This window comes from Pseudomonas sp. GM49 (assembly GCF_000282355.1).
Classification (GTDB): Bacteria; Pseudomonadota; Gammaproteobacteria; order Pseudomonadales; family Pseudomonadaceae; genus Aquipseudomonas.
The window spans coordinates 1-22,472 of sequence record NZ_AKJL01000336.1 but is presented as its reverse complement, the minus strand read 5'-3'; the positions used below and the strand labels follow the sequence as shown (position 1 = coordinate 22,472).

Here is a 22,472-nt window from a genome sequence, read left to right as displayed (position 1 = left end):
GCAGGCTGTCTGGACCTCCTCACGGTGAAAGCCCGCTTCTATTGGTTTGTGGTTGGCGACTTACCCTCTTGCAGCAAGATCGACAGGCTTTGCATGCAACTGGAGATTGCGTCCCCCGCGACCTGCAGCGCCTCAGCATCCACGTTGTCTCGGCAGGCTATTTCCATATTGGTGCAACTGATATTGAGCGCTTCATACTTTAGTATCAGTGCGCTGCCCCTGATCTGATGGGCGAGCCTGGCTAGTCCTTTGATGTCACGATGATCGAGTAACTTTTGCAGTTCAAGCATGTTGTACGCAGTACTGCGCTCCAACTCCGACCAGAGGGCATGCATCGCTGTCTCATCTGCTGCAGTCAAGTGCATCAAGTGAGCGTGAAGTTGAACGCTTGACAATTCGCCATCATTGAACTCATCGGTATGCTCGCCGCAGAGTGAAAGCAATCGGTTACTCAGGGTGCTCAGGCTGATGGGTTTGAACAGGCAGTCATCCATCCCGGCATCCAGGCAATTTTGCCGTTCTTCAGGTACTGCGTTGGCAGTAAAGCCCAGCAACAGGCAGCCTGGTTCGTTTCTTCGCTGTTCTTGCTGACGTATGTTGCGTGCCAATTCATACCCGTCCATGTTGGGCATGTTGCAGTCGGTGATGATCACGTCGAAGGGGGCTTCGTTCCATAGCTTTAGTGCTTCGACACCATCGCAGGCTTCGCTGACATGATGGCCCAGGTAGCTCAGTTGTCGGGTGAGCAGGATACGATTGGCCATGTAGTCATCGACAATCAGGATGTTCAGCTGGCAATCAGCATCAAGTGCTTCAGGTGTCTGCTGTTGCGGGACTAAAGCTTCGGCATGCAGAGCGTCCTGAAGCGGCAGGTCGATCCTGATCGTGATCAGGGTGCCCATGCGCTCCTGGCTGATCAGCTCGAGTGTACCCCCCATCATTTCTACCAACGTCCGGCTGATTACCAAGCCAAGCCCCGAACCGTTGCCAGAAGGCTGTTGAGCGCTCTTGACCTGGGAGAAGGGCCTGAACAGACGTTGTTGGTCGGCTACCGAAATACCAATGCCGCTGTCCTGGACCTTTACTTCCAGGCTCATGGTTCGTTCTGTGGGGTGATGGGTCGCGCTTGCCGAAAGGTTCACCGAGCCTTGGGCGGTGAACTTGATTGCATTGCTCAGCAGGTTGGCCAGCACTTGCTTGAAGCCCATGGGGTCGATGAGTACAAGTTGGTCGACCGAGGGCTCGATATGGGTGACCAGCTGCAGTGATTTCTGTGTTGCCGGGCCATCGAATATACGCACTATCGACTTCAGCAGGTCACGCGGGTTTGCCGGCCTGGGGGTCAGGCTGAGTTGCCCCGTCTCAATGCGCGCGATATCAAGTATGTCGCCGATCAGATCGAGCAGCCCTTGTGCGGCTTCCGAGGCGACATCGATGGCTGCCCGGTCAAATTGGCCTTGCTCGGCGGTTTTTGACGCCATTTCCAGCATCCCGATCACCGCATTCAGAGGCGTGCGTATTTCGTGGCTCATGGTTGCAAGGAAGGTCGTTTTCGCCCGGCTGGCATTATCGGCGTCATTCTTGGCAGCGTGCAGTTGTTGGATCAAGTCCTGGCGTTCACTCACATCGAGCCAGCCACCAATCAGCCCTTTGATGGCGCCATCACTTGCACGATAGGGCAGCATCCAGTGATAAATCGTGAGTGTCTCACCGGAGGGAAGGCTGAGCTGGCGATCTTCGAATTTGGGCTCGCCAGAGGCCATCACCTCAAAATAGCTTTGATGGTATTCAGCGGCCTGGGCTGGATCGAGTAGCAGGCTTTGTTCGACGGTCGTGCCTTTGAGGGACGCGCTGTCGCTGACACTGAAGGTATCGATATAGGCTTTGTTGCACAGTAACAGGCGCGCATCGCAGTCCCTGGCATAGATCGGGTGCGGGGTGCCGTTGAGCAACACGCGCTCGAACTCGAGCTTGTCATTGAGTGTGCGCTCGGCGAGTTTGCGCTTGGACACTTCGCGCTTCAAAGAGGTGATCCACACGAAGATGCCCAGCAGTAGCAGTGCGGCTGCAACCAGGCCTTGAATGATCATTTCACGGTGTCTGGTCCAGTAGCTGTCTTCGACGACAACCGCGCGACGCCACCGATTGGTGATCTCATCCATTTCCTCGGGTGAGATGCTCAGCAATGATTTATTGAGTATCGACAATAGTTCGGGGGCATCTTTGCTGACAGCGAAGGCGACCTGGCCTGCTTTGGTGCCCGTGGTCGAGGCTATCTTGAGTGCGTCCGGGTAGGTCCTGGCAATGATGTAACGCGCACTGATCAATGAGCTGAGGGTTGCATCCGCCTTTCCTTGAGCGACCATGGCGAATGCTTCATTCAGGTTGTTGGCTGGGACCAGTTGTACTTGCGGATGTTCACGTTCAAGCAGCGACAAGTTGACGTTGCCATAGACCACTGCCAGTTTCTTGCCTGCCAGGTCTTCAAGGTTATGAGGGGCGTCAGATCTGGCGTGTGCCACGAGTACCAACGGTGTTGCCAGGTAAGGGCGACTGAAATTGACCAGCTTTTCCCGCTCTGGGCTTTGTGTCAGCGAAGCGACAACATCGAACGTGCCGGCGTTGAGCTCGGCAATCATTTGGTTGACCGACGATCCGCGGCCTGTTTCAAAACGCAGGCCGGTTCTCTGGCTGATCTTTTTCAGTACATCAACCGTCAACCCCCTGGACTGACCGTTTTCATCTACGAAGGAGAAAGGTAAGTAGTCTTCGTTGAACAAGACTTTCAACTGACCATGCCGTGTCAGCCATTCTTGTTCGTCGACACTGAACTTGATCGTGTTGCGCCCCGAAATGCCGACACCGCCTGCTTGCCAGCGCTGGACAATGGCGATGCGTTCGCTGGAGGGGATGGCTTCAAGAGCCTGGTCGACCACTCGTTTGAGTTGCGGGTTTGAGCGCAGCAGTGCAAAAGAGAAGTTGTTGGCTTCCAGCCTTGAGAAGTCAGTCATCTGAACAGTGTTCAGGTAACTTTTATTAATCAGGTAGTTTGCAGTAACAGTATCGCCCAGATAAACGTCAGCATCGCCGAACGCGACCGCACCGATGGCATTGAGTATGGATGGGTAGAGCACGATCTGCGCTTGCGGATAAAAGCCCTGCACGATTGCTAAAGGCAGGTAATGGTAAAGCATCGCAATTTTTTTGCCGGCCAGGCTCTCGTCAGTTGCGACATCATCTTCAACACGCGTGATGATTGTTGGTTGATCGAGCATGTAGGGCGCCGAGAGCATAAGCTGCGGGTCCACCGCTTCATAGGCGTTGGCCGATCCGATCAGGTCAATGTCGCGACGCTTGAGGGCCTCAATCAAAGTGGTACGGTCTGGAAAGCTGAATATTTCGACCCGGACCTTGAGGAGTTGCCCAAGTAGCGCCGAATAGTCGGCGGTAATGCCTTCGAATTCTTTTGTATGGGTAGTGATATCGAGGGGAGGATAGTCAGGATCGGATATGCCGATGCGTAATGTTGCTTTTTTTTCTAACCACTGGGTATCGCTCTTGTTGAGCGAGAAGTACTCAGGTTCAACAATCGCGCGGCCAATAACTTTCAGTATCACGGGATCATTGTTTGCTGATGCATAATTGAATACGGCGCAGGAAAAAATTAGTATCCAAACGTACTTCATGCTTTTGTCCTTGCCGATGCGCGCTACCAGAGTCTTGCATGTATTGGATGCTGATAAAGACTCGTGGTAAAGCGGATGATGTCTCAATGCCGTCATGATACACTCTCTACACCTTATAGAAAGCAAGGTTGAGCCGCGTGGCGTACAAGATTCTTGTTGTAGATGACCATCCGCTTATTAGGTTGGCGTTGAGCACAGTGCTGACTAAGGCGGGGCATGAAGTGGTGGCCGAGGCGGAAAATGGCGTAGAAGCAATCAGTCTTATTCGCAAGCACAATCCGCATCTTGTCCTCCTTGATGTGACGATGCCGAAACTCGATGGAATTGCGGTCATCGACCGGATCAAAAGGCTCTCGCTGCCAGCGAGAATCATTATTCTTACCTCGTTGGCATCGGAGTACTACGCGCTACGCTGTATCAAGGCGGGAGCGTCAGGGTTTATGACAAAGACGGATGACTTGGGCGCTGTTTCCGAAGCCATCAAGTCGGTGATGAAAGGCGAAATTTATTACCCTGACGAAGTCAATGTTTCTACCCGTAAAAGCGACATGCTGGTGGGTGAAATGGAAATGATAGGCTTACTCTCTGATCGCGAGCTTTCAGTGTTGCAGCAGCTTTCAAGAGGTATGAGTAACAAGGCGATTGCTGAAAACCTCATGCTCAGCAGTAAGACGGTCAGCTGCTATAAAGCCCGCTTGATTGACAAGCTTGGGGTCAAGTCTGTGGTCGATCTTGCCGACCTTGCCCGGCGCAACAAGTTAATCTGAATCGGGCGGAAATCCTTACGGGTGCCAGGCCGTTCGTGTTCTGGCCACTCTGCCAAGTCTAAAGCGCTGCGCCTCAGTGGCGCGCAAGGATCTACCGTGGGTAGACAAGCCCTCATCCACATATCACTCCGTTCAGCTTAAGACTTTTCTTGCAGACGCCAGCACTACTCTCCTAGAAACTGAACCTGTCGCTTCCAAACAGAAACCTATATGCCCCGGCTCTGGGGGGAGGGAATTACCGATATTTCGACTTGCCGTGGCTTTATGGTGAGTTTCTCAGTGATTCGCTGATGAGTGCTCAAGGACGAGTTTAAAAAGGATGTTCATGTTTCTGTTTGGGAGCACGTGCTTACATTGGGTGTTAGAGCAAATTTGTCGACTCACCTTATATATGGGATGTGCAAACAGCAGCAACCGTGCAGTCTGGAACGGTTCACGCGGGATCGACAATAATGTTCTCGTATCAATAACACCTACGGGATTGGCGCTTGTATAGCTGGCTTCACCCACCGTACAGGCTGACCATACACCTGCAATTGCCAACGATTGGTCTGTTGTTTGCTGCTTAATAACTGTACTCACCCCTTTGAGCAGTGCCCATGCAGTACCGCCTGGGTTCACCGCGCGTGACGATCAGGACTTGAACGTATGAAAGCAACGATACCCGGCAAATTTCTAACACTCGCCAGTAGTGGTAAAACCTTACTTGTCTGCATTCCACTGCTGTTCGCTGGTTGCTCACATAATCTTGATATAAGACTCGATCGCAATCATGCCTATGGCGTTACGGTCAAAGACACTCACACGTACATGGCCTGCATAAAGCGCGAACTCGGGAGTGGCACTAAAATATTTACCGAGGAGAGCAACGGCAAAATCAATCTGTTTATTGGCAGTACTGACCCCATTACGGCAGCAGGTCTTGTCGAACTCTCTCGCGGCAACGTCCAAACCACCTACACCGTTTACCAGAGACATGCCTGGGTCGACAAAGGCAGGTTGATCAATGTGGTACAAGGGTGTGCAAAGGGCTGATGTGTGTGGCAGGTGGCGTCTCATGGTAGGCATTGTGCCACCACGATGGCGCGTTAAGATGGGAAAAGGTAAAAAAAGCCCCCTGTGGTGTAATACTGTTTAATTAAGTTCAGCGGGGCGCCCATTGGGGCTGCGCAGCAGCCTCAGGATCTTAAGTGACAGCATTACCCCAGCAGCGGGGGCATAAAGGTTCTTGTTGTGGAGCAACCCATTCAGTTTCAAGCAGGGCGATACTTGTGTCTGCAAGAAAATTCTTAAGTTGCACACAGGCGAGCCGATGGGCTTAGGTGCACTACGCAATATCGCAAGTGAACTATTAAGTTTTATTTAAAAGCCTTCAATCCAGGCGTGATTATCAATTCACAGTTATCGACGCAGAATTCGACCGTGTCTCCATGTTCCCTTGATCATGCAATGAGCGGTTTATGTCAGTGAATACTGCAACATTCTACTCGAAGTTTTTGATGAAGCCACCAGTGCACTGGACGACGATTCCCTGGCGTTGATCCAAAGCAATATGGCGCGGATCGCTGAGGGGCGCACGGTGATCATCATCGCTCAACGATTGTCGACAGTGCGCCAATGCATTGTGGCCGTTGAACATGGGCGGATCAGTGAGTCGGGCACCCATCTTGAGCTACTCGCCAACGGTGGTTGCTATGCATGCCTAAAGTGTCACGTTGTTTTCGCAGGAATACTCCTCTGATATTTCAGAAAAACCCTACATACATTTATACCACCAGTCCAAATAATCGGGGCTTCAAGGGCCTCGGTTGAATCAATAGGGGCCGCACACCATCCGATGCGCCAGCGGTTGGCTTATCTGGAAGGCAATAACATCGACGAACCCCGCATCGAACTGGCGCATTAAGTGAGTAGCAACGTCCTGATCCCTTCGGTTGTAGTGATTGGCGAAATGATTCTCATGCGTCGGATTCTAGTGTTTCAACAATCGTTATAAGTAAGTGGCTATCAATAAGCTGTTTCCATCAAAAAACAGTTGCCTGGCATGCAAGGAGTAGGGACGGGATGAACATCATAAACAAACATGGCTGGAAATGGGCTTATCGGAAGATTCGCGGACTGTACTGCACTCGTCTGACCGCCATTTATAGGGCGACTCTGTATTCCATTCGAGGCAACACCGGCAAATTCTCCAGCGAAGACAAATGGCAAAAAATCCGCATTCGACGGTGTCGTTGATACTCGCATAAGCCAGTGTCTGGTAAATACACCTCGCGGGGTGCTGATACTGGGTAAGCGAACGGGCATCACACCCTGCTGATCGGCTCCCAATTGTGTGGCAGTAGCTCAGCAATCCATCATTTTTCACTCTCAACACGTCGAGTATCACCTTCAGATCAGGTACCGGCTTGTGCCCAGCAACGTCCTGGAAGGCATATTTGGAAACAATGGATAGGCGATTATCCGACATTCCATTTAATTAACGACGCTGACATGACAGACACATTATGAGCATTTCTAATATGGCACATGATTTAACAAGAGAGTGCTGTCAGCGAGACAGACGAGAAGTGGATCTACACGTACACCAACGATTCAGCGCATGCTCAGAACTACGTGGTGACGATGAAGGTGAGGACAACAGACACCCAGAAGACACTCGACGTGCTTATCCGCAACGACGTGGTAATTAACTACACATTTAGCGAAGGCCCAGCACCGGGTACTACAACAACAACCAACTGAGATAGCGCGCTGGGCCGGTTGCGCTTCTTTACCATCGTCTGAAGCTAACGCTGAGAGCGTGTTTATTTCAAAAACTAGCCGTCAATTAGGACCGCCGCATTGAGCAGCACCGTTGGTGGGATCCCCGTCAGAGAGCATCTGTGTGAGTCGTTCACGCTCCTCACGTCTTGGTAGCACGCCAGAGGTTGTTGCCACCATTACAGTGATGCCTTCTGCGTTGAGTATCCTGACTTCGGCTTTTGCATGACCGCGTTCATCGATGTCAGCGATGAGCCAGTGGCAGGTGATCTGTTCTCCCGCGTAAACGGGACGTTTGAATTGGAAACTCATCCCTGTAGCCAGCCAATTTGCCCACCAATTTCGGTGACGAGGCTGGCAGTCAATAGACCATGGGCGATTGGCGCCCTGAATCCGCGCAACTCTGCATAATTTGCATCGCAGTGAACCGGATTGTAGTCCCGAGAAACCTGCGCGAATTGACGAATATCGTCATCTGAAAAACAGCGGACTATCGTGAACCGGTCTCCGATCTCAAGACCTTCGGCAGCACGTTCTCTTGGACTTTTCATCACAACTCCGTGGAAGGTGAGGGGAGGCGCCTGAAAAGTATGTTCGGGGCCCGGAAATGTTCCTGCATTCACCTCGAGCGCAAAGTCCCTTGCTGCCGTGTGAAGCACCGATCGAAGATCTGCGTATTGATACGCGGTGCCTGGGAGACGTCAGAGGCACCGCCGAACGGTGAAGGCTGATCGGTCATGGCGTTGCCTCATTTTGAAAATGGATCAATCCAGCACCTGCCCGGTGAGCAGAACGACCGCAATGATGATCATGGCCGCGCCGGAGAAACGGCTTACGAAACGAGCCGCAACGGGACGTGCTTGCAGTACCACCTGTGAGCCAAATCCGACCAGCAGATAGATCACACCGCAACTGACAGTGTGGATGAGCCCCAGTGCAATCATCTGCATCGGCACAGGCCAGGCTGCGGTGGTATCGGTGAACTGCGGCAAAAGCGCCAGGAACAGCAGGAACACCTTCGGATTCAGCCCGCTCACGCAAAGACCCTTGATCGCCCAGCGCTTCCAGGAACCCGACGTCTGGACATCATCAGAGTGTGGCGTAGCGGGGTGGGCAAGCATATTTAGACCTAACCAAAGCAGATAGGCCGCCCCGGCAACGGTCAGTACGGTCAAGGTAGTGGGGTGGTTGGCAACCAGCGTGCCAACACCACCGGCAACGATCATGGTTGCGATCAAATGGCCGGACAAGAGCCCGCCCACGGCGGGTATGACCACTCGGCCTTTCAATCCCGCCGAAATCGCATAGGCCCAATCTGCGCCCGGCGTAATGACGAATAGAATCGACACTGCCCAAAAGGCAACAAAAACGCTCAAGGTCATGGTGCTACCCACCTCTGCCGCTGACTCTCCGCGTGCTGCATCGTCCCGCTCCGGTAATTATTGGTGCGAGGAAGAATAATGAATTCTTGTTAGAATTTACTTCCAAAGATAATCAGCAGATTGCTGCAATCGGGGAGATTCTTCTAATTGGACAGGATTGATCGCAAAATTCTTTCTGAGTTGCAAAAGGACGGTCGCCTTTCGGTTACCGAACTCGCCGAGCGTGTAGGGCTGAGCCTTTCCCCTTGCCATCGACGGGTACGGGCACTGGAAGAGTCGGGTGTGTTGCTCGGCTATCGGGCACAACTTGATCCAGGTGCATTGGGCCTTAACTTTTCCGCCATGGTGTTTGCCACATTGCGTGAAGGTGACAGGCAAGCGGTCGAGGCTTTCGAGAGAGCACTTGTCGATATCCCGCAAGTGGTCGACGCTCAACGATTATTTGGCGAGCCCGACTACCTGTTGCACGTTATTACTCAGGATTTGCCTGCGTTTCAAAGGCTCTACGATGAGAGCCTTTCGACGCTGCCCAACGTGCAACGTCTGACCTCAACGCTTGTAATGAAACGGGTCGTTCAGGACAGACCCCTTCCTTTGTGATCGGGGCCAGAGCGTCAGGATTGGCTGGTCGCCTTATCCGCGATCAGATCTCGCTGATATTGACCCAGCGCTGTTCCCGCGCCGCCAATCGAATCGCCGTCGCCAGTCGCTCCACTTCCAGGGCTCGCTCGAAATCAGTGCCGGCTTGTCCGTGGCCGGCCAAGGCCATGATCAACTCATGCACTTCCAGCGTCTTCAACTCGTTGTAGCCCAGCTGATGCCCCGGCGCCGGACTGAACGCTGCATATCCGGGCAGGTTCGGCCCGGCCAGTAAACGCTGGAAACCGTCCTGGCCGACACGGCACAGGCGTAACTCATTCAAACGCTCCTGATCGAATGACAGGGTCCCTTGGGTACCACTGATCTCGAAACTCAGATGATTCTTGTAGCCATGTTTGAGCCAACTGCTGCTGAAGGTGCCACGCGCACCGCTGGCGAAGCGCAGCAACGCATGGACCTGATCGTCGACGGCAATTGTGCGTTGTTCCTGACTACCGGTTGTGGCCGGGCGCTGGCGGTGCACGGTCTGGGAATCGGCGCATACCGCCTCGACATTGCCGAGCAGATAGCGCGCCATGCCCAGCAAGTGGCTGCCCAGGTCCGCCAGCGCGCCACCGGCATGTTCGGTCTCACAGCGCCATGACCAGGGGGACGCTGGATCGGCCATGAAGTCTTCGCTGAATTCGCCTTGAAAGCTGATGATCTCACCGAGTCTGCCGCTCTGAATCAACTCCCGCGCCAGACCGATGATCGGGTTGTGCTGGTAGTTGTAGCCGACACGGGTGACCACGCCGGCATCCTTGGCCGCCAGGTGCATGGCATTGGCCTGTTCAAGGCTCACCGCCAGCGGTTTTTCGCAGTACACCGGCTTGCCAGCGGCAATAGCGGCCATGGCCATCGGGTAGTGCAGGTGGTTGGGTGTGGTGATGGCGATCAGGTTGACCTTGGGGTCGTCGATCAATTGCTGCCAGTTGCCATAGGCCTGCTCAAAGCCCCAGGCGGTGGCACATGCCTGGGCACGGACGGAATCGGCGTCGGCCAGGGCGGCGAGGCGAAGCGTGAAGGGCAGTTCGAATGCTGCGCTGACGTTGCGAAAGGCCAGGGCATGGGCACGCCCCATGAAACCCGTGCCGATAAGTCCGATTCCGAGTTCGCGCATGACAGGATCCTTTGGTTATTGTTTTCAGGAAGCCTGTTTATAGAATAAAAATTCCCTTTCAGCAATTATGGAATAAATATTTGCATGCGGCCGCTGAACGCTCGTGTGCAAACGTGGGAGTACTTCGCTGCGCGCGGCGCCGTAAGGCCAGTGTCTGGGTCAGTCTTCGAACCCGACCTGCTCGTGAATCTCATCGACTTTCAATTCCAGTCGATAAGCCACGGCGATGAACAGCGCCTGGCACAGGCACAGAGTCGCACTCAATGAACGGAACGCAAACGAGCTGCCTTCGTTGACCAGCAGCACGGTGTTGGCGCGCTTGGCCAGGGGCGAGAGATTGCTATCGGTGATGATCAGGGTTTTCGCCTGATGATGCTGGGCGATGCGCAGGCAGTGCTGGGTTTCCTTGCCGTACGGCGTGAAGCTGATGGCGATCACCAGGTCATTGGCGCGCACACTGCGCATCTGCTCGCGGTAGCTGCCGCCGAGCCCTGAGACCAGGTGGATGCGCTTGTTGGTGTGTTGCAGGTTGTAGACCAGGTAATCGGCCACCGCGAACGAACGGCGCACGCCGACCACGTAGATATTGTCGGCATTCACCACCAGGTCCACGGCCTTGTCGAAGGCCTGGTCATCAAGTTCCAGCCCCAGTCGTTCAATGCCCGACAGGGTGGCATTGATGCATTCGCGTGCCAGGTCGCCGCCGCTGGCCTTCTGCGACTTGTTGGTGATCATGTTGCGAATGCGCTGCTGGTAGTTCTGCACCGGCGTGGTTTTGTGGGTGTAGGCCTCGCGGAACAGGGCCTGCATTTCGCTGAAGCCGCTGAAGCCGAAACGCTGGGAAAACCGCACGATGGCCGACGGATGCACTTCGCACTCGCGAGCGATGTCGCTGATGCGGTCGACCATGATCCGGTCGCTTTGCTGGCTCATGTAGCTGGCGATGCGTTTGAGCTGGCGCGGCAAGCTTTCGTATTCGTTGGTGATCAGCTGCAGCAGGCGCTCGGCATTGATCGGAGGGGTGACAAGGTCGCTCTCGGGCGTGCTCTCGGTCGTAGCCGGCTGATCGGTGCGGGACATTAGGAAATCCTTCTGGCTTGTTCTTATAGGGACGATTTTTCACCTCGTCCCCCGACAATAGGTTGGCTGTGCGCAGTCTACAGGGTAGGCCCGAATAAAATCTTGAGCTTGCAGCAGTGTGAAGCGTGCTGAAACGATGCACTGCTTCTGGAACGCCTGTGCCAAAGCTTATTGGAAAAATAATTCCATGTAAAAAATAATTGGAATAATTATTGATTGTTCGGTCCCGGTCGTTTTAGTCTGCCTCCACCAAGAGTGTTCGGCGCGGTCATCGCCCCGAACGCAGGCTGATAAAAATAACAGGAGCCAGCATGGGCCAGACTCGTTTTGCCAGTGGGCGTCAATTGGATCTGATTTGCCTGGGGCGCCTAGGCGTCGACCTCTATGCGCAGCAAGTCGGGGCGCGGCTGGAGGATGTAAGCAGCTTTGCCAAGTACCTCGGCGGCTCGTCCGCCAACATCGCCTTCGGCACCGCGCGGTTGGGGCTCAAGTCGGCGATGCTGAGCCGGGTAGGGGACGACCATATGGGGCGCTTCCTCGTTGAATCCTTGGCCCGTGAAGGCTGCGATATCAGTGGCATCAAGGTCGATCCGGAGCGCCTGACGGCCATGGTGCTGCTGGGGCTCAAGGACCGCGAAACTTTTCCCTTGGTTTTCTACCGCGAAAACTGCGCCGACATGGCGCTGCGGGCCGAAGACATCAGCGAAGCCTTCATCGCTTCCAGTAAAGCCTTGCTGATCACCGGTACCCATTTCTCCACCGATGGCGTGTACAAGGCGAGCATCCAGGCCCTGGACTATGCACAGAAGCACAACGTCAAACGGGTGCTGGACATCGACTACCGCCCGGTGCTCTGGGGGCTGGCCGGCAAGGCGGACGGTGAAACCCGTTTCGTCGCCGACCAGAACGTCAGCCAGCACGTGCAGAAAATCCTTCCGCGTTTCGACCTGATCGTCGGCACTGAAGAAGAGTTCCTGATGGCCGGTGGCGCCGAGGATTTGCTCACCGCGCTGCGCAATGTCCGGCGAGTGAGCGCGGCGACCCTGGTGGTCAAGCTCGGCCCGCAAGGCTGCACAGTGATTCATGGAGAGATCCCGGCCCGTCTCGAAGACGGCTCGATTTATCCCGGTGTGCGTGTGGAGGTGCTCAACGTGCTGGGGGCCGGCGATGCCTTCATGTCGGGCTTCCTTAGCGGTTGGCTGGAGGATGCCAGCGATGAGCGCTGCTGCCAGTTGGCCAATGCCTGTGGTGGTCTGGTGGTCTCGCGCCATGCCTGCGCCCCGGCGATGCCGACCCGCGCCGAACTCGATTACCTGTTCAACAGCCCGGTGCCGATTACCCGTCCGGACCAGGATGCGGTGTTGCAGCGCCTGCATCAGGTCAGCGTGCCGCGCAAACAGTGGAAGCAACTGTTCATCTTTGCCTTCGACCATCGCGGGCAACTGGTGGAACTGGCCCACAAGGGCGGCCGTGACCTCAACGCCATCAGCGAACTCAAGCAACTTTTTATTCAGGCCGTGGAGCGGGTCGACGCCGATTTGCAAAAGCAAGGTATCGATGCCGATGTCGGGCTGCTGGCCGATCAACGTTTCGGCCAGGACTCACTGAACGCCGCCACCGGTCGCGGCTGGTGGGTGGCGCGGCCGGTGGAAGTGCAGGGTTCACGGCCATTGGCCTTCGAGCACGGTCGCTCTATCGGCAGCAATTTGGTTGCCTGGCCACAGGAACAGATCATCAAGTGCCTGGTGCAATTTCATCCCGATGACGAACCGTTGCTGCGCCTGGAGCAGGAAGCACAGATCAAGGGTTTGTATCAGGCATCCCAGGTCAGCGGTCATGAACTGCTGCTGGAAATCATCCCGCCCAAGGATCACCCCTCGGCCCATCCGGACGTGCTGTATCGCGCCCTCAAACGCCTCTACAACCTGGGCATCTACCCGGCGTGGTGGAAGATCGAGGCGCAAAGCGCCGAGGAGTGGCAGCAACTCGACGAACTGATTCAGGAGCGCGATCCGTACTGCCGAGGCGTGGTGCTGCTGGGCTTGAATGCTCCGGCATCAGCATTGGCCGAAGGCTTTCAACAGGCCAGCAAGAGCCAGACCTGCCGGGGGTTTGCCGTGGGCCGGACGATTTTCCAGGAGCCGAGCCGTGCGTGGTTGGCTGGGGAAATCGACGATGAGGCGCTGATCCGCCAAGTGCAGGACACGTTCGTTGAGCTGATCGATGCCTGGCGTACGGCCCGGAGTTGAACACTTTCTTTTTGTGAACACTGAACCTGTGGGAGCGGGCTTGCCCGCGATGACGGCGGCACATTCAACATTTATGTGACTGCTAAGTCGGTTTCGCGAGCAAGCCCGCTCCCACAGGGTTCCGTGTCGTTCTTACTGATTTGTGTAAAACAATAAAAGGTGCAGCCATGCCCGCTATCCGAATTGGCATCAACCCGATCTCCTGGAGCAACGACGACCTGCCGTCCCTCGGTGGCGAGACGCCATTGAGCACCGCCCTCGGCGAAGGCAAGGAAATCGGTTACGAAGGTTTCGAACTCAACGGTAAATTTCCCAAGGATGCCAAAGGCGTCGGCGACGTGCTGCGGCCTTATGACCTTGCGTTGGTGTCCGGTTGGTACTCCAGTCGCCTGGCCCGCCGCTCGGTGGCCGAGGAAATCGACGCCATCGGCAGTCATGTCGAGCTGCTGGCCAAAAACGGTGCCAAGGTGCTGGTTTACGGAGAAGTTGCTGACTCGATCCAGGGGCAATGCATTCCACTGGTGGAGCGCCCGCGCTTCCACACCGAACAGGCCTGGCAGGAATACGCCGACAAGCTCACCGAGCTGGCGCGTTTCACCCTGTCCCGAGGCGTGCGTCTGGCCTATCACCACCACATGGGCGCTTACATCGAATCCCCGGCGGACATCGACAAACTGATGGCGTTGACCGGCAGCGAAGTCGGCCTGCTGTTCGATTCGGGCCATTGCTACATGGGCGGCGGCGAACCCTTGCAGGTGCTGCGCAAGCACATCGAACGCATCTGCCACGTGCATTTCAAGGACGTGCGCAAACCGGTGGTGCAGCTGGCACGCAACAATCTGTGGAGCTTCCCGGACTGCATCATCAATGGCACCTTCACCGTGCCCGGCGATGGTGATATCGACTTCGGCTCATTGCTCGACGTGCTGCTGTCCGCCGATTACCACGGCTGGCTGGTGGTCGAAGCCGAGCAGGATCCGGCGGTGGCGCCGAGTTATGTCTACGCGAAAAAGGGCTACGACACCTTGCGTGCGTTGCTCGACGAGAGGGCCGCGTCATGAGCCTGCTGGTCAAAAGCAACGCCCGCGGCCGGACCATGGTCGAGCTGGGCAAAGGTGAGCTGGAATACGTCGGCTTCGCCGCCTACCGCTTGAGCCTGGGCGAAACCTTGCCTGTCTCGGCGGGTGATAAAGAACTGTGCCTGGTGCTGCTCAGCGGCCGGGTCAGCATCAAGGGAGAAGCGCCGGGGCAGGGCGCGTTCGACTGGGACAACATTGGCGATCGGCAGTCGGTGTTCGAAGACAAGTCTCCGTTCGCCGCGTACTTGCCGTCGGGCAGTCAGGCGCAAGTGGTCGCGCTCAGCGATGTGCAAATTACCGTATGCGCCGCGCCCGGTTCGACGAGCAACGGCCTCGGCCCACGCCTGATCAAACCCGACACGATGAAGCGCAGTGTGCGCGGCAAGGGCGCCAACACCCGTTACGTCTGCGACATCCTGCCGGATACCGAGCCAGCCCATTCACTGCTGGTGGTCGAAGTGCGTACGCCGTCCGGGCATTCGTCGAGTTACCCGCCGCACAAGCACGACACCGACGACCTGCCGCACCAGAGCTTTCTCGAAGAAACCTATTACCACCAGATCAACCCGCCCCAGGGCTTCGTGTTCCAGCGGGTGTACACCGACGATCGCAGCATCGATCAGGCCATGGCCGTGGAAAACAGCGACCTGGTGGTCGTGCCCAAGGGTTATCACCCGGTCAGTGTGCCGTACGGCTACGAGTCGTATTACCTGAACGTGATGGCCGGCCCGAAACGCGTCTGGCAGTTCCATAACGATCCGCAGCACAGCTGGCTGCTGGATCTCTGAATTCCAACGTCCGAATTCCACTATCTGCACGGAGAACAATAACGATGAGCGACGCCCAGGTTGTAGGCCATTACATTGACGGTCAGGTGCAAGACACCGGCAGTGAGCGGTTCAGCAATGTCTTTAACCCAGCCACCGGCAGCGTGCAGGCACGGGTCGGGCTGGCCAACGAGAAGACTGTGGACGAGGCTGTAGCATCGGCCCTGAGAGCCTTTCCAGCCTGGTCCGAGCAATCGTCCCTGCGCCGTTCGCGGGTGATGTTCAAGTTCAAGGAATTGCTCGACCGCCATCACGATGAACTGGCAGAAATCATCAGCCGCGAACACGGCAAGGTGTTTTCTGACGCCAAGGGCGAAGTCACCCGTGGCATCGAAATCGTCGAATACGCCTGCGGTGCGCCGAACCTGTTGAAAACCGAATTCAGCGACAACATCGGCGGCGGCATCGACAACTGGAACCTGCGCCAGCCGCTGGGTGTTTGTGCCGGGGTTACACCGTTCAACTTCCCGGTGATGGTGCCGCTGTGGATGATCCCGCTGGCGCTGGTTACCGGTAACTGCTTCATCCTCAAGCCGTCCGAGCGCGATCCGTCCGCCAGTTTGCTGATGGCTCGGTTGCTGACTGAAGCCGGTTTGCCGGACGGTGTATTCAACGTCGTACAGGGCGACAAGGCTGCGGTCGATGCGCTGCTGCAACACCCGGACATCGAAGCGATTTCCTTTGTCGGTTCGACGCCGATTGCCGAGTACATCCACCAGCAGGCCACCTCGCGCGGCAAGCGGGTGCAGGCCCTGGGCGGGGCAAAGAACCACATGATCGTCATGCCCGATGCAGATCTGGATCAAGCCGCTGATGCCTTGATTGGCGCGGCGTACGGCTCGGCCGGTGAGCGCTGCATGGCGATCTCGATTGCCGTGGCGGTCGGCGATGTCGGCGACCAGTTGATTGCCAAACTGCTGCCGCGCATTGATCAGCTCAAGGTCGGTAACGGCCTGCAGGGCGACACCGACATGGGGCCGTTGGTGACGGCCGAGCACAAGGCCAAGGTCGAAGGCTTCATTGACCAGGGTGTGGCTCAAGGTGCGCAGCTGATTGTCGATGGTCGTAATTTCAAGGTGCCGGGCGCCGAGAATGGCTTCTTCGTTGGCGCGACGCTGTTCGACAAGGTCACGACCGAGATGAGCATTTACCAGCAGGAAATCTTCGGCCCGGTGCTGGGCATCGTCCGTGTCCCTGACTTCGCCAGCGCCGTTGCTTTGATCAACTCCCATGAGTTCGGCAACGGTGTGTCGTGTTTCACCAGCGACGGCGGGATCGCCCGAGCCTTCGCCCGCACCATCAAGGTCGGCATGGTCGGCATCAACGTGCCAATTCCGGTGCCGATGGCCTGGCATTCGTTCGGTGGCTGGAAACGCTCGCTGTTCGGCGACCACCATGCCTACGGCGAAGAAGGTATCCGCTTCTACAGCCGCTACAAAAGCGTTATGCAGCGCTGGCCCGACAGTATCGCCAAGGGCCCTGAATTCAGTATGCCGACAGCCAAATAATTCACTTGTGCGGAGAACAACAATAATGAACAAACCCCTGCGTTTCGCCCTGAACCGTATGGTCGCCCCACGTTTGTCCTTGCCCGCGTTCATCGAGTTGGCGGTGACCCTCAAGGCCGACGCCATCGAGATCCGCAATGACCTCAAAGGCGTCGAGATCGAAGACGGCACCGCACCCGAACGCGTGCGTGAGTTGTGCGCGGCCAAAGGCATCACCGTGCTGTCGATCAACGCGCTCTATCCGTTTGATGTCTGGAGTGACGAGCGCCGAGCACAAGCCCTGAAGCTCTCCGCTTATGCCCGTGATTGCGGCGCGCAGGGTTTGGTCATGTGCCCGTTGAATGACCGCGCTGATCCTCGAACCGAGGCGCAGCGTGCTTCCGGGCTGCGTACGGCACTGAGTGAACTGGCGCCGATCCTGCGCGATCACGGCATCCTCGGTTTCATCGAGCCGCTGGGTTTCGAAGAGTGCTCGCTGCGCCGTAAACGCACGGCGGTGGAGGCGATCAAGTCCATCGGCGGTCTGGATGTGTTCCGGTTGGTCCACGACACCTTTCACCATCACCTGGCCGGTGAGCAAGAGTTCTTTGCTGAGCTGACCGGACTGGTGCACATCTCCGGGGTCGAAGATGCCGAAGCGCCACTGGCGACCATTCGCGATGGTCACCGGGTGCTGGTGGGCGATGGCGACATTCTCGGCAACGCGGCGCAGATCGACACCTTGCTCGGCAGCGGCTACAGCGGCTATCTGTCGTTCGAACCCTTTGCTGACAGCGTGCATGGGCTGGCGGATATCGAGCGTGCGATCGGCGCGAGCATGGATCACCTGCAGAAATCCCTGGCCTGACAACACTTTCGGGCAGATGGAGATCAACTGTGGGAGCGAGCTTGCTCGCGATGGGGCCCGCACATTCAACAATGATGCAGGCTGCCAGTCCGCCATCGCGAGCAAGCTCGCTCCCACAATGATCAGTGTTCACAGCACATACCGGATTTAGCTTCAAAGGAAGGTGCAAGCATGACCACAACAAGACTGACCATGGCCCAGGCCCTGGTGAAATTCCTCGATAACCAGTACATCGAGGTCGATGGGGTCCAGAGTAAATTCGTCGCCGGGATCTTTACCATCTTCGGCCACGGCAACGTGCTGGGTCTGGGGCAGGCCCTGGAGCAGGACAGTGGTGACCTGATCGTCCATCAGGGCCGCAATGAGCAAGGCATGGCTCATGCGGCTATCGGTTTCGCCAAGCAGCATCTGCGACGCAAGATCTACGCCTGCACTTCGTCGGTGGGACCTGGCGCGGCGAACATGCTGACCGCTGCCGCCACCGCGACAGCCAACCGCATTCCATTGCTGTTGTTGCCCGGTGATGTCTACGCCTGTCGTCAACCGGACCCGGTGCTGCAACAGATCGAGCAGTTCCACGACCTGAGCATCAGCACCAACGATGCCTTCAAGGCTGTGAGCAAGTACTGGGACCGCATCAACCGTCCCGAGCAGTTGATGACGGCGGCGATCCACGCCATGCGTGTGCTCACTGATCCTGCGGAAACCGGCGCCGTGACCTTGGCCTTGCCGCAAGACGTGCAGGCCGAGGCGTACGACTATCCCGATTACTTCCTGCAAAAACGCGTGCACCGTATCGAACGACGTCCGGCCACCGAAGCGATGCTGGGTGATGCGCTGGCGCTGTTCAAAGACAAGCGCAAACCGCTGATCATTTGCGGCGGCGGGGTCAAGTACTCTGGCGCCAACTCCGCGTTGCAGGCATTCGCCGAGCGCTTCGATATTCCGTTCGCCGAAACCCAGGCCGGTAAGAGTGCGGTGGTGTCCAGCCATCCGCTGAACGTCGGCGGTATCGGCGAAACCGGTTGCCTGGCGGCGAACCTCTTGGCCAGGGATGCTGATCTGATCATCGGCATAGGCACCCGTTACAGCGACTTCACCACCGCGTCGAAGTCCTTGTTTCAGCACCCGGAGGTGCAATTCCTCAACCTCAATATCAGCCCCTGCGATGCCTTGAAACTCGACGGCGTGCAATTGCTGGCGGACGCCAGAACCGGTTTGTCGGCGCTGGCCAAAGCGCTGGGTGATTATCGTTCGAGCTGGGGCGATCAACCCCGTCAGGCCAAAGCGCAACTGGATGAGGAAGTCGATCGCCTCTATCAGGTGGAATACCAGGCCAAGGATTTCGTCCCGGAAATCAACGACCGCATGGACCCGGCCGTCCTGCGCGAATTCATGGAGCTGACCGGCTCCTGTCTGACCCAGAGCCGCGTGCTCGGGGTGCTCAATGAAACCCTGGCCGATGACGCGGTGATCGTCGCCGCCGCTGGCAGCCTGCCAGGCGACTTGCAGCGCAGCTGGCGCAGCAAGGGCGTAAACACCTATCACGTCGAGTACGGCTATTCCTGCATGGGTTACGAGGTCAACGCTGCGCTGGGCGTGAAACTCGCCGAGCCGGATCGTGAGGTCTATGCGCTGGTGGGCGACGGCTCCTACATGATGCTGCACTCGGAGCTGGCGACCTCGATTCAGGAGCGGCGCAATATCAACGTAGTGCTCCTGGACAACATGACCTTTGGCTGCATCAACAACCTGCAGATGGAACACGGCATGGACAGCTTCGGCACCGAGTTCCGTTTCCGCAACCCGCAAACCGGCAAGCTTGATGGCGGCTTTGTGCCGGTGGATTTCGCCATGAGCGCGGCGGCCTATGGCTGCAAGACTTACAAAGTGAACACCGTTGAAGAGCTGAAAGCTGCACTGGCGGATGCACGCTTGCAGACGGTTTCGACGCTGATCGATATCAAGGTTTTGCCCAAGACAATGATTCACAAATACCTGTCGTGGTGGCGGGTCGGTGTGGCGCAGGTTTCCACCAGTGCCCGTACCGATGCGGTGGCCAAGACCCTGAACGAACGACTGGCCAAGGCCCGTCAATACTGATTGCCCTGAAACTGATAAACAGGAGTTGTTATATGTCTTTGCTCTCTAATTCGTTGCGGGTTGGCGTCATCGGCACCGGGGCCATCGGCCAGGACCATATCCGGCGTTGCAGCCAGACCTTGCTCAATAGCCAGGTTGTGGCGGTCACCGACATCAACCTGCAACAAGCGGCCAAGGTCGTCTCCGATCTGAAACTGACTGCCGAGGTCTATCCCGACGGTCATGCCCTGATCAATGCACCGGAAGTCGAGGCGATCCTCGTTACCTCCTGGGGGCCGAGCCACGAAGAGTTCGTGCTGGCAGCGATTGCTGCCGGTAAGCCGGTGTTCTGCGAGAAACCGCTGGCGGTCACTGCCGAAGGCTGCCGCAAGATCGTCGAAGCCGAAGTGGCTCACGGCAAGCGGCTGGTACAGGTCGGTTTCATGCGTCCGTACGACGAGGGTTATCGGGCACTGAAATCAGTGATCGACAGCGGCCAGATCGGCGAGCCGTTGATGCTGCATTGCGCCCACCGCAACCCGACCGTGGGCGAGAACTACAAGACCGACATGGCGATCACCGACACCCTGATCCATGAGCTGGATGTGCTGCGCTGGTTGCTCGATGACGACTACGTATCGGTACAGGTGGTGTTCCCGCGCAAGACCAGCAAGGCCCACGCCCATTTGAAAGACCCGCAGATCGTGTTGCTGGAAACCGCAAAGGGCACGCGCATCGATGTGGAAGTGTTCGTCAACTGCCAGTACGGCTACGACATCCAGTGCGAAGTGGTGGGGGAGACCGGTATCGCCAAACTGCCGGAACCGTCCCAGGTGCAGTTGCGCAGTGGCGCGAAGCTGTCCAATGCGATTCTGATGGACTGGAAGGACCGGTTCATCGCCGCGTATGACGTCGAGTTGCAGGCGTTCATTGACGGCGTGCGCGCCGGGCAGGTTGGCGGGCCTTCGGCATGGGATGGCTTCGCAGCGGCGGTGGCGGCCGATGCGTGCATCGAGGCGCAGAACAGCGGGCAGATCGTAAAAGTCGGCCTGCCAGAGCGCCCACACTTCTACGGTTAACGATGATCCCCTGTGGGAGCGCCGCCCGGAGCAGGCTCGCTCCCACAAGGGGAGTGGTGAAGGAGAATAAAAATGCGCATCGCACTAGATCCCTACATGTACCGCACCCTGTCCCTGGGCAAGATGGTCGACAAAGTCGCCGAACTCGGCTACGAACACATCGAGTTGTCGCCCCGGGAGGATTTCCTGCCGTTCTACAAAGCCCCGCGGGTCGACAAGGCGCGGATCAAGGAGTTTCGCAAAGCCCTGAGCGATGCCGGGGTCAAACTCTCGTCCTTGTTACCGATGTACCACTGGGCCGCCGCCGACGAAGGCCTGCGCGTGGCCGCCGTCCGCAACTGGAAGCGCGCGATCCAGATTGCCGTGGAGATGGACTGCCAGCTGGTCAACACCGAGTTCACCGGCCAGTCGGACAACCCGCTGGTGTGCGAGAACCAGTTCATGCGCTCCATGGATGAACTGATGCCGGAGTTCGAACGCGAAGGCATCAAACTCGACATCCAGGCGCACCCTTACGATTTCTGCGAGCGCAACAACGAGTCGGTGGACATCATTCGCGGACTGGATCGCGACTGGATCAACTACCTCTACGCGGCGCCGCACACCTTCTTCTATGACGATGGCGTCGGTGATATCGCCTCGATGCTCAAGTACGCCGGGTCAAAACTGACGCACCTGATCATCGCCGACACCTACAACCACAAGGCGTCTTCGGGCTTGCGCTACATCGTCAACCCGCCGGGCGTCACCGCCACCGTGCACCAGCATCTGGACATCGGCCAGGGCGAGGTCAATTGGGACGCGTTCTTCGGCACCTTGCGCGAGATCAAGTTCGACGGCATTGCAACCGTCTCGGTGTTCGCCTGGGAGGACCGGCCGGACGAGTCCAACCGGATGATGCTCGAACGCGTCAAAAGCGAACTCTGCCGCTGAATACCTACGAAAATCCTGTGGGAGCGAGCTTGCTCCGGGCGGCGTTCCGACGATTGCGATCTGACAGTCACATAGATGTTGAATGTGCTGCCGTCATCGCGAGCAAGCTCGCTCCCACAGAGGCCGCGTTTTATAAGGAGAATACTTTCATGCGCATCGGACTTGTCGGATACGGCCATGGCGGCCGGTTTTTCCATGCTCCTCTGATCAGCAGTTTGCCGGGTGTGACCTTCGTTGGTGTGGTTACCCGTTCAACGGAGCGGCGCCAGTTGCTGGCGGCAGAACACCCAGGCGTGCCGGCCTTCGACAGCATCGGTCAACTGGTCGAGATCGGGGTCGATGTGCTGGTAGTGTCCACACCGCTCAAAGGCCGCCCGGCGCTGGTGCTCGACGCCATCGAACACAATGTGGCGGTGGTCAGCGACAAGCCG

The 22,472-nt window shown here is 57.1% G+C and carries 16 protein-coding genes and 3 pseudogenes; 14 read left to right on the top strand and 5 right to left on the bottom strand.

Annotation, left to right across the window (positions count from 1 at the left end; genetic code table 11):
* Positions 1-38: 38 nt before the first annotated feature.
* Positions 39-3,782 (bottom strand): transporter substrate-binding domain-containing protein, encoded by a 3,744-nt coding sequence (locus tag PMI29_RS00660; RefSeq protein WP_157221396.1) that lies wholly within the window; start codon positions 3,780-3,782, stop codon positions 39-41.
* Between the two features lie 41 nt (positions 3,783-3,823).
* Here PMI29_RS00660 and PMI29_RS00665 point away from each other — a divergent pair, with 41 nt between their 5' ends.
* From PMI29_RS00665 to PMI29_RS32960, 4 genes and pseudogenes are all read left to right on the top strand, one after another.
* A complete protein-coding gene (locus tag PMI29_RS00665; protein ID WP_008004537.1) occupies positions 3,824-4,453 on the top strand; it encodes a response regulator transcription factor in 630 nt (209 codons plus the stop codon).
* 648 nt (positions 4,454-5,101) lie between these two features.
* Positions 5,102-5,488, top strand: a complete 387-nt coding sequence (locus tag PMI29_RS00670) for a hypothetical protein (RefSeq protein WP_008004535.1) — start codon at positions 5,102-5,104, stop codon at positions 5,486-5,488.
* Positions 5,489-5,945: 457 nt separating this feature from the next.
* Positions 5,946-6,194: pseudogene (locus PMI29_RS32965) on the top strand (multidrug ABC transporter ATP-binding protein); the annotation flags it as partial.
* An 800-nt stretch (positions 6,195-6,994) separates the two neighbouring features.
* Positions 6,995-7,198, top strand: a pseudogene (locus PMI29_RS32960) (hypothetical protein); the annotation flags it as partial.
* A gap of 81 nt (positions 7,199-7,279) precedes the next feature.
* On the opposite strand, the pseudogene PMI29_RS31635 reads toward PMI29_RS32960, so the two are convergent.
* A pseudogene (locus tag PMI29_RS31635) lies at positions 7,280-7,767 on the bottom strand (MaoC family dehydratase).
* A 213-nt stretch (positions 7,768-7,980) separates the two neighbouring features.
* A complete protein-coding gene (locus tag PMI29_RS00675) occupies positions 7,981-8,598 on the bottom strand; it encodes a LysE family translocator (protein ID WP_007986596.1) in 618 nt (205 codons plus the stop codon).
* A 147-nt stretch (positions 8,599-8,745) separates the two neighbouring features.
* On the opposite strand from PMI29_RS00675, the gene PMI29_RS00680 reads away from it, so the two are divergent.
* Positions 8,746-9,198 carry an Lrp/AsnC family transcriptional regulator gene (locus PMI29_RS00680; protein ID WP_008004522.1) on the top strand — a complete coding sequence of 151 codons (453 nt, stop codon included), beginning with the start codon at positions 8,746-8,748 and terminating at the stop codon, positions 9,196-9,198.
* A gap of 43 nt (positions 9,199-9,241) precedes the next feature.
* Here PMI29_RS00680 and PMI29_RS00685 read toward each other — a convergent pair whose 3' ends face one another.
* Both PMI29_RS00685 and PMI29_RS00690 read right to left on the bottom strand, forming a co-directional pair.
* Positions 9,242-10,357, bottom strand: a complete 1,116-nt coding sequence (locus tag PMI29_RS00685) for a Gfo/Idh/MocA family protein (RefSeq protein ID WP_008004521.1) — start codon at positions 10,355-10,357, stop codon at positions 9,242-9,244.
* Positions 10,358-10,516: 159 nt separating this feature from the next.
* Positions 10,517-11,437 carry a MurR/RpiR family transcriptional regulator gene (locus tag PMI29_RS00690; protein WP_008004519.1) on the bottom strand — a complete coding sequence of 307 codons (921 nt, stop codon included), beginning with the start codon at positions 11,435-11,437 and terminating at the stop codon, positions 10,517-10,519.
* 311 nt (positions 11,438-11,748) lie between these two features.
* Here PMI29_RS00690 and PMI29_RS00695 point away from each other — a divergent pair, with 311 nt between their 5' ends.
* The 9 genes from PMI29_RS00695 to PMI29_RS00735 form a co-directional block, all read left to right on the top strand.
* Positions 11,749-13,686 (top strand): bifunctional 5-dehydro-2-deoxygluconokinase/5-dehydro-2-deoxyphosphogluconate aldolase, encoded by a 1,938-nt coding sequence (locus PMI29_RS00695; RefSeq protein ID WP_008004517.1) that lies wholly within the window; start codon positions 11,749-11,751, stop codon positions 13,684-13,686.
* A 167-nt stretch (positions 13,687-13,853) separates the two neighbouring features.
* A complete protein-coding gene (iolE, locus tag PMI29_RS00700; RefSeq protein WP_008004515.1) occupies positions 13,854-14,747 on the top strand; it encodes a myo-inosose-2 dehydratase in 894 nt (297 codons plus the stop codon).
* The gene (gene iolB / locus PMI29_RS00705) at positions 14,744-15,553 is read left to right on the top strand and encodes a 5-deoxy-glucuronate isomerase (RefSeq protein WP_008004513.1); all 810 of its coding nucleotides are present in this window, start codon (positions 14,744-14,746) and stop codon (positions 15,551-15,553) included. Before iolE ends, iolB begins: the two co-directional genes overlap by 4 nt.
* Before the next feature lie 44 nt (positions 15,554-15,597).
* Positions 15,598-17,100, top strand: a complete 1,503-nt coding sequence (locus PMI29_RS00710) for a CoA-acylating methylmalonate-semialdehyde dehydrogenase (protein ID WP_008004511.1) — start codon at positions 15,598-15,600, stop codon at positions 17,098-17,100.
* A gap of 25 nt (positions 17,101-17,125) precedes the next feature.
* Entirely contained in the window at positions 17,126-17,947 is an 822-nt protein-coding gene (locus tag PMI29_RS00715) for a TIM barrel protein (protein WP_008004509.1), read from the top strand.
* Between the two features lie 171 nt (positions 17,948-18,118).
* Positions 18,119-20,050 carry a 3D-(3,5/4)-trihydroxycyclohexane-1,2-dione acylhydrolase (decyclizing) gene (gene iolD, locus PMI29_RS00720; protein ID WP_008004506.1) on the top strand — a complete coding sequence of 644 codons (1,932 nt, stop codon included), beginning with the start codon at positions 18,119-18,121 and terminating at the stop codon, positions 20,048-20,050.
* A gap of 32 nt (positions 20,051-20,082) precedes the next feature.
* The gene (locus tag PMI29_RS00725; RefSeq protein ID WP_007986618.1) at positions 20,083-21,108 is read left to right on the top strand and encodes a Gfo/Idh/MocA family protein; all 1,026 of its coding nucleotides are present in this window, start codon (positions 20,083-20,085) and stop codon (positions 21,106-21,108) included.
* Between the two features lie 72 nt (positions 21,109-21,180).
* The gene (locus PMI29_RS00730; RefSeq protein ID WP_008004504.1) at positions 21,181-22,041 is read left to right on the top strand and encodes a sugar phosphate isomerase/epimerase family protein; all 861 of its coding nucleotides are present in this window, start codon (positions 21,181-21,183) and stop codon (positions 22,039-22,041) included.
* 149 nt (positions 22,042-22,190) lie between these two features.
* On the top strand, positions 22,191-22,472 hold a 282-nt coding region (locus PMI29_RS00735; RefSeq protein WP_008004502.1), incomplete at its 3' end, for a Gfo/Idh/MocA family oxidoreductase.

What these genes read in the sequence shown, in the direction of transcription:
- PMI29_RS00660 (WP_157221396.1), bottom strand. Translation starts at nt 3,782, where the DNA reads ATGACGGCATTGAGACATCATCCGCTTTACCACGAGTCTTTATCAGCA.
- PMI29_RS00670 (WP_008004535.1), top strand. Translation starts at nt 5,102, where the DNA reads ATGAAAGCAACGATACCCGGCAAATTTCTAACACTCGCCAGTAGTGGT.
- PMI29_RS00675 (WP_007986596.1), bottom strand. Translation starts at nt 8,598, where the DNA reads ATGACCTTGAGCGTTTTTGTTGCCTTTTGGGCAGTGTCGATTCTATTC.
- PMI29_RS00685 (WP_008004521.1), bottom strand. Translation starts at nt 10,357, where the DNA reads ATGCGCGAACTCGGAATCGGACTTATCGGCACGGGTTTCATGGGGCGT.
- PMI29_RS00690 (WP_008004519.1), bottom strand. Translation starts at nt 11,437, where the DNA reads ATGTCCCGCACCGATCAGCCGGCTACGACCGAGAGCACGCCCGAGAGC.
- PMI29_RS00695 (WP_008004517.1), top strand. Translation starts at nt 11,749, where the DNA reads ATGGGCCAGACTCGTTTTGCCAGTGGGCGTCAATTGGATCTGATTTGC.
- iolE (WP_008004515.1), top strand. Translation starts at nt 13,854, where the DNA reads ATGCCCGCTATCCGAATTGGCATCAACCCGATCTCCTGGAGCAACGAC.
- iolB (WP_008004513.1), top strand. Translation starts at nt 14,744, where the DNA reads ATGAGCCTGCTGGTCAAAAGCAACGCCCGCGGCCGGACCATGGTCGAG.
- PMI29_RS00710 (WP_008004511.1), top strand. Translation starts at nt 15,598, where the DNA reads ATGAGCGACGCCCAGGTTGTAGGCCATTACATTGACGGTCAGGTGCAA.
- PMI29_RS00715 (WP_008004509.1), top strand. Translation starts at nt 17,126, where the DNA reads ATGAACAAACCCCTGCGTTTCGCCCTGAACCGTATGGTCGCCCCACGT.
- iolD (WP_008004506.1), top strand. Translation starts at nt 18,119, where the DNA reads ATGACCACAACAAGACTGACCATGGCCCAGGCCCTGGTGAAATTCCTC.
- PMI29_RS00725 (WP_007986618.1), top strand. Translation starts at nt 20,083, where the DNA reads ATGTCTTTGCTCTCTAATTCGTTGCGGGTTGGCGTCATCGGCACCGGG.
- PMI29_RS00730 (WP_008004504.1), top strand. Translation starts at nt 21,181, where the DNA reads ATGCGCATCGCACTAGATCCCTACATGTACCGCACCCTGTCCCTGGGC.